We start from the raw sequence: 4,613 nt of genomic DNA, 5'->3' as shown, positions 1-4,613 counted from the left end.
GAGGCATACGTGGTGGCGTAATGATTCAAATAAGTTTGGTAGTAGTCCAACTGGCCAGTTGCTGTATTTTGCTCGGGTCTATTTTGTTATACCCATAATACGATGTGTCAGGGTTACCTGATCCGACCCTAAAGAAAGACTTGACATGGGGGCGGTGGATGCTACCCTAAATCAAGGGGATGGGGCTTACCCATGAGGAATGCATCCTATTAGCCACACCCCTCGACCTATTGAAGCATCCACCGTGGGGTCCCATGTCAAGTCTTACCCCAGAGTTCTAATAAATGAAGCGAGATTAAATAAGCCTTTGACAATATTTTTTTGATATTTTCCTAAATTAATGCTTGATTTTTATTAGCAGGATTATTCTTATACCCGATAGCATGACTCAGCCACTGGATTGAGAATCTTAACTCATATAGTGACAGAGTTTTCATACAGCTCGTAAACCGCGAGCACCTGCTCTGCAAAGCCTTTCTCGGGACTTTCAATCCATTTTCTGAATGCCATGTGAAAAATTTCAACCGCAAATCGCGCGGCAAGCTCTGACAGCTCGCTATCAAATTTGACTGATAAAGCGTTTGTGACAGACTCAATTAGCACCTGCCTTTTTAGCAGCTCCCGTTCCTGCAGATCAGGGTTGCTTTGAATAATTTGACTTCGAGCCAGCACCTGCTCCCGCGAGACGTCAAAATAATCAGAAACCGATGCAAAGCCTTCAACGGCAAGCTTCAGAGGCTTTTGCTCGACGTCAAATTTGTCAGTGATAAAAGCCGCGACCCGATGTCCCATCGTATTACTCGTATCAAAAAGTACGTCCGACTTATCCTTAAACTGCCGAAAAAAGGTTCGCTCCGTCACACCCGCAAGACTGGCAATCTCCTGCACGGTCGTGTTTTCATAGCCTTTTTTCATAAATAATTTCGCGGCCGCCACCTGCAATTTCTCTTTACTTTTCATTTTTCTCATTCCTATTTTCGTGAATTTTACAGAACCACATTGTCAGTGTCTGACATTTTTCTTGACAGCAAAATTCTGCAAGTGTATACTAATCTCGATGTCAGTTTGTGACATTATTTTATCAAAAAGAAGGTTGAAACACAATGAAAATCACTGTTCTTGGCTCACTCGGCAATATCAATCGTAACTACCTTCCACGCCTCATCGCCGACGGCCACGACGTCACCGTCATCACAAGCGCGCAAGACCGAGTTGACGCTATCCATGCCCTCGGAGCCAAAGTCGCTGTCGGTTCAAAGCGCAACGTCAACTTCCTCACCGAAACATTCAAAGGCAGCGACGTCGTTTATCTCATGATTACAGGCATCAACCCGATATCTGGCACTGACATGTGGCAGGCCGCCATCGAGCTTTCAGAAATATACAAGACTGCTGTGCAAAACTCAAAGGTGAAAAACGTCGTCAATCTCAGCTCGATCGGAGCTGACAACCCCAAAGCCGGCATCCTTTACTTGTATCATTTTATTGAAGACGCGCTCAACTCGCTTGAAGGCGTGAACATTGCTCACATCCGCCCTGTTGGCTTTTACAATAACCTTTTTGCCGATATGCAAAACCTCAAAACCCAACAAGCTATCTTCAGTTTAAACAGACTGGGAGACTGTTTAAATCTGCGATAAGAAAACGCGCCTAAGCGCGTTTTTTCTTTCGTTAACATCTGGTGTTCGTAAAAGGAAACTAAGTTTGAGAGACGCATTTTGTATCAATGCTTTCCAGAGGATAATAAAATAGTATATTTACGGATGCCCGTTGTAAAATCATACCATAGTCTATTAGTTTTAAGAGGCGAATTAGAATTTGAATCAACCCACACAAAATTACAAAAGCGTAGAGAGAAGGTGTGTGACTAAAAATGGAAGACAGAGTACTATTCACTTTAAATCATATTTTACAAAAGAAGAAGAGAAAGATAACCCTAGAGAGCCGTTTGCGGGAAGATTTATTTGTGGATTCGGTAGATATGTCGATGATTATTGGGGACCTGGAGGATGAATTCGAGATAACCATTACTGATGACGAGTTTGCAGATGTGGTTACCGTCAATGATATTGTAGATAAACTGAAAGCTAGAGGTTTATCCGATTACCGAACGATTATAAATTCGGTGTAATTTCATAACTTGTCGTTTCCATGAAGAGAGCCGGAGAATTCATAAAAAGGTATAATGGACAAGACATGAAAACCTTTCTTTCGACCGACAGAAATATTTATTGGAGGTATAAAGTGATTATAGTAACTGGAGCAACTGGAAAATTAGGACATGGTATCGTTAATAATTTACTTGAAAGAATTCCTGCTGAAAAGATTGGTGTAAGTGTAAGAGATACTTCAAAGGCCAATGACCTAAAGGTATGTGGTGTTCGTGTAATGCAAGGTGATTATAAAGATGCTAATAGTTTGGCACATGCTTTTGAAGGCGCTTCACAAGTTTTAATTGTGTCATCCTCTACAACAGAGGGAGATGCGCTAATACAACACCGCACTGCCATAGAATCAGCAAAGCTGGCCGGAGCCTCTCGCATTCTATATACAAGTCATATAGGAGCAAAACCAAATTCAGGATTCGCAGACCATGCAGCAACAGAGGCTATACTTAAAGAATCTGGAGTAGCATTTACCTCGTTACGTAATGGCTTTTATGCCTCATCTGCTATTTGGTATTTAAAGGAGGCTTTAGAAACTGGAGAACTGATTGCACCACAAGATGGGCCAGTATCATGGGCTGCACATGCTGATCTCGCTGAAATAGCAGCAGTTGCATTAGTTAATGAAGGATGTCTTGATGGTATTACCCCACCACTTGCCCCGATTGAGTCATTGAACTTTGAGAATCTTGCAGCTATAGCATCAGAGATTACTGGGCGCAGCATAAAACGGATAACTTTATCAGATGAAGATTTTGTAAAGCACATGGTTGCTAAAGGTTATCCGGAGCAATATGCCAAGTTATTTTTGGGCCTTTTTATAGCTAGCCGCAATGGAGAGCTCGAATCAGTAGATTCAACTTTTGAACATTTGCTGGGACGTAAACCAATATCCGTACGAGATTTACTTGTAAATGAGCTTAATAAAGGTGTTCTCTAGTTGCACTCAAAATTTTACCGTGAAAATGCTGTAGCTGAATTTTCTTTCGCCTATCTCATATCCAAAATCCCATTCTTATTTTACGACGTATTATGTGAATATAAAAGCTTACCGGACCCTGAGTTGCCAAAAGGCCACGGCGCTGGCTGCAGCAACGTTCAGAGAGTCCACGTTATGGGACATGGGGATGCACGCGGTGTAATCGCAGTCAGCAATCGTGCAGGGCGCCAGTCCATTACCTTCTGAACCCAATACGATAGCAAGCTTTTCCTCTGCCATGAGCTGCGGATCGTCTATGCTGACAGCGTTATCATTTAAAGCCATGGCAACGGTCTTAAAGCCCAGCTTGCGCAGACTCTTCATGCCCTGCTGCGGCCACTGCGAGGGCTCGCTGCCAATACGGGCCCATGGCACTTGGAAGATGGTACCCATGCTCACCCTCACCGCACGCCGGCACAGTGGGTCACAGCATGAGGGGGTAAGCAACACGGTATCGATGCCTAGCGCCGCAGCCGAGCGAAAAATGGCACCGACGTTGGTAGAGTCCGCAATACCTTCAAGCACAGCCACTCGACTTGCACCGGCACACGCCTCCTCAACGCTGGGTAGATGAGGACGCCGCATGGCACACAGCACACCGCGGGTCAGCTGAAAGCCAGTCAGCCCTGCTAGCAGGTTGCTATCGGCAGTATAGACGGGGACATCTCCGCAGCGGGTTATTATACCGTGCGCCTGCCCTGCAATGTATTTGCGCTCCATCAAAAGTGAAATAGGCTCGCATCCAGCGTCGAGGGCAAGTCCAATTACCTTGGTACTCTCCGCAATAAAGATGCCCATCTCCGGCTCCAACCGGTTGCGCAGCTGCGTTTCCGTCAGGCGAACAAAGACATCCAAATTGGACGATGAAAAATCGCTTATCTCAATGATATTTGACATCTTATCTCCTTATGTTCGAGGTTAGTGGTAACATATCAAACTTGATTTTTTTTGCAACATAAAATCCTTTTTACCGTAAGTAAGAATTACACCACCATCAATATACTATAATATTAACTACACTATATTGCTTATAAGACACGTCTTTCTGCACTACGAAACAATATAAGAATGGGAATATATGTTTTCATAGGGGTCAACACACCTCTACAAGAAGTACAGAGCTTTTAACAATTGTATTTTGTAGCTATGTCAAGGACTTGTCCGCAGGCTAGCGTTAGCAATCCTTGAGATGGTTATTTATACAATTACGTATATTAAGTTGCATGAACACATTCTTTATTGTTTCCCTTGCCTTTTTCACGCTTGCTTTGGATGGTTTTATGAATAGATGTATACCGTTGTTGGTATTATATTGTCTTAGATTAAATCCAAGAAAATCGAATCCTTCACTGATATGCATAACTTTTGTCTTATCCTCTGCAAGTGTCAATCCTCTTTGGGTGAGGTATGGTTCAAGTCTTTCATACCTAGACATAGCTTGTTCCTTTGTTTTGCACACAACTACAAAA

General features: G+C 43.3%; 5 protein-coding genes and 1 pseudogene. 3 read left to right on the top strand and 3 right to left on the bottom strand.

The features are described 5' to 3' along the window. Window positions 1–414: 414 nt before the first annotated feature. Window positions 415–960 (bottom strand): TetR/AcrR family transcriptional regulator, encoded by a 546-nt coding sequence (locus tag DOT_RS18915; protein WP_009622247.1) that lies wholly within the window; start codon window positions 958–960, stop codon window positions 415–417. Between the two features lie 143 nt (window positions 961–1,103). On the opposite strand from DOT_RS18915, the gene DOT_RS18910 reads away from it, so the two are divergent. From DOT_RS18910 to DOT_RS18900, 3 genes are all read left to right on the top strand, one after another. After that, window positions 1,104–1,640 carry an NAD(P)H-binding protein gene (locus DOT_RS18910; protein ID WP_009622246.1) on the top strand — a complete coding sequence of 179 codons (537 nt, stop codon included), beginning with the start codon at window positions 1,104–1,106 and terminating at the stop codon, window positions 1,638–1,640. A 233-nt stretch (window positions 1,641–1,873) separates the two neighbouring features. Further along, complete coding sequence (locus DOT_RS18905) at window positions 1,874–2,131, top strand: acyl carrier protein (RefSeq protein ID WP_009622244.1); 258 nt, start codon at window positions 1,874–1,876, stop codon at window positions 2,129–2,131. A 20-nt stretch (window positions 2,132–2,151) separates the two neighbouring features. After that, window positions 2,152–3,105: an SDR family oxidoreductase gene (locus DOT_RS18900; RefSeq protein WP_009622242.1), complete on the top strand. Its 954-nt coding sequence runs from the start codon at window positions 2,152–2,154 to the stop codon at window positions 3,103–3,105. A gap of 108 nt (window positions 3,106–3,213) precedes the next feature. On the opposite strand, the gene DOT_RS18895 is transcribed toward DOT_RS18900, so the two are convergent. Both DOT_RS18895 and DOT_RS31445 read right to left on the bottom strand, forming a co-directional pair. Then, window positions 3,214–4,041, bottom strand: a complete 828-nt coding sequence (locus DOT_RS18895; protein ID WP_009622240.1) for an RNA methyltransferase — start codon at window positions 4,039–4,041, stop codon at window positions 3,214–3,216. A 277-nt stretch (window positions 4,042–4,318) separates the two neighbouring features. Further along, window positions 4,319–4,613, bottom strand: a pseudogene (locus tag DOT_RS31445) (group II intron reverse transcriptase/maturase); the annotation flags it as partial.

The organism is Desulfosporosinus sp. OT (assembly GCF_000224515.1).
In the GTDB taxonomy this organism is placed as follows: domain Bacteria; phylum Bacillota; class Desulfitobacteriia; order Desulfitobacteriales; family Desulfitobacteriaceae; genus Desulfosporosinus.
This window is presented reverse-complemented; position numbering and strand designations above follow the sequence as displayed.

Coding starts and splice junctions, on each gene's coding strand:
- DOT_RS18915 (WP_009622247.1), bottom strand. CDS start 960: ATGAAAAGTAAAGAGAAATTGCAGGTGGCGGCCGCGAAATTATTTATG.
- DOT_RS18910 (WP_009622246.1), top strand. CDS start 1,104: ATGAAAATCACTGTTCTTGGCTCACTCGGCAATATCAATCGTAACTAC.
- DOT_RS18905 (WP_009622244.1), top strand. CDS start 1,874: ATGGAAGACAGAGTACTATTCACTTTAAATCATATTTTACAAAAGAAG.
- DOT_RS18900 (WP_009622242.1), top strand. CDS start 2,152: ATGAAGAGAGCCGGAGAATTCATAAAAAGGTATAATGGACAAGACATG.
- DOT_RS18895 (WP_009622240.1), bottom strand. CDS start 4,041: ATGTCAAATATCATTGAGATAAGCGATTTTTCATCGTCCAATTTGGAT.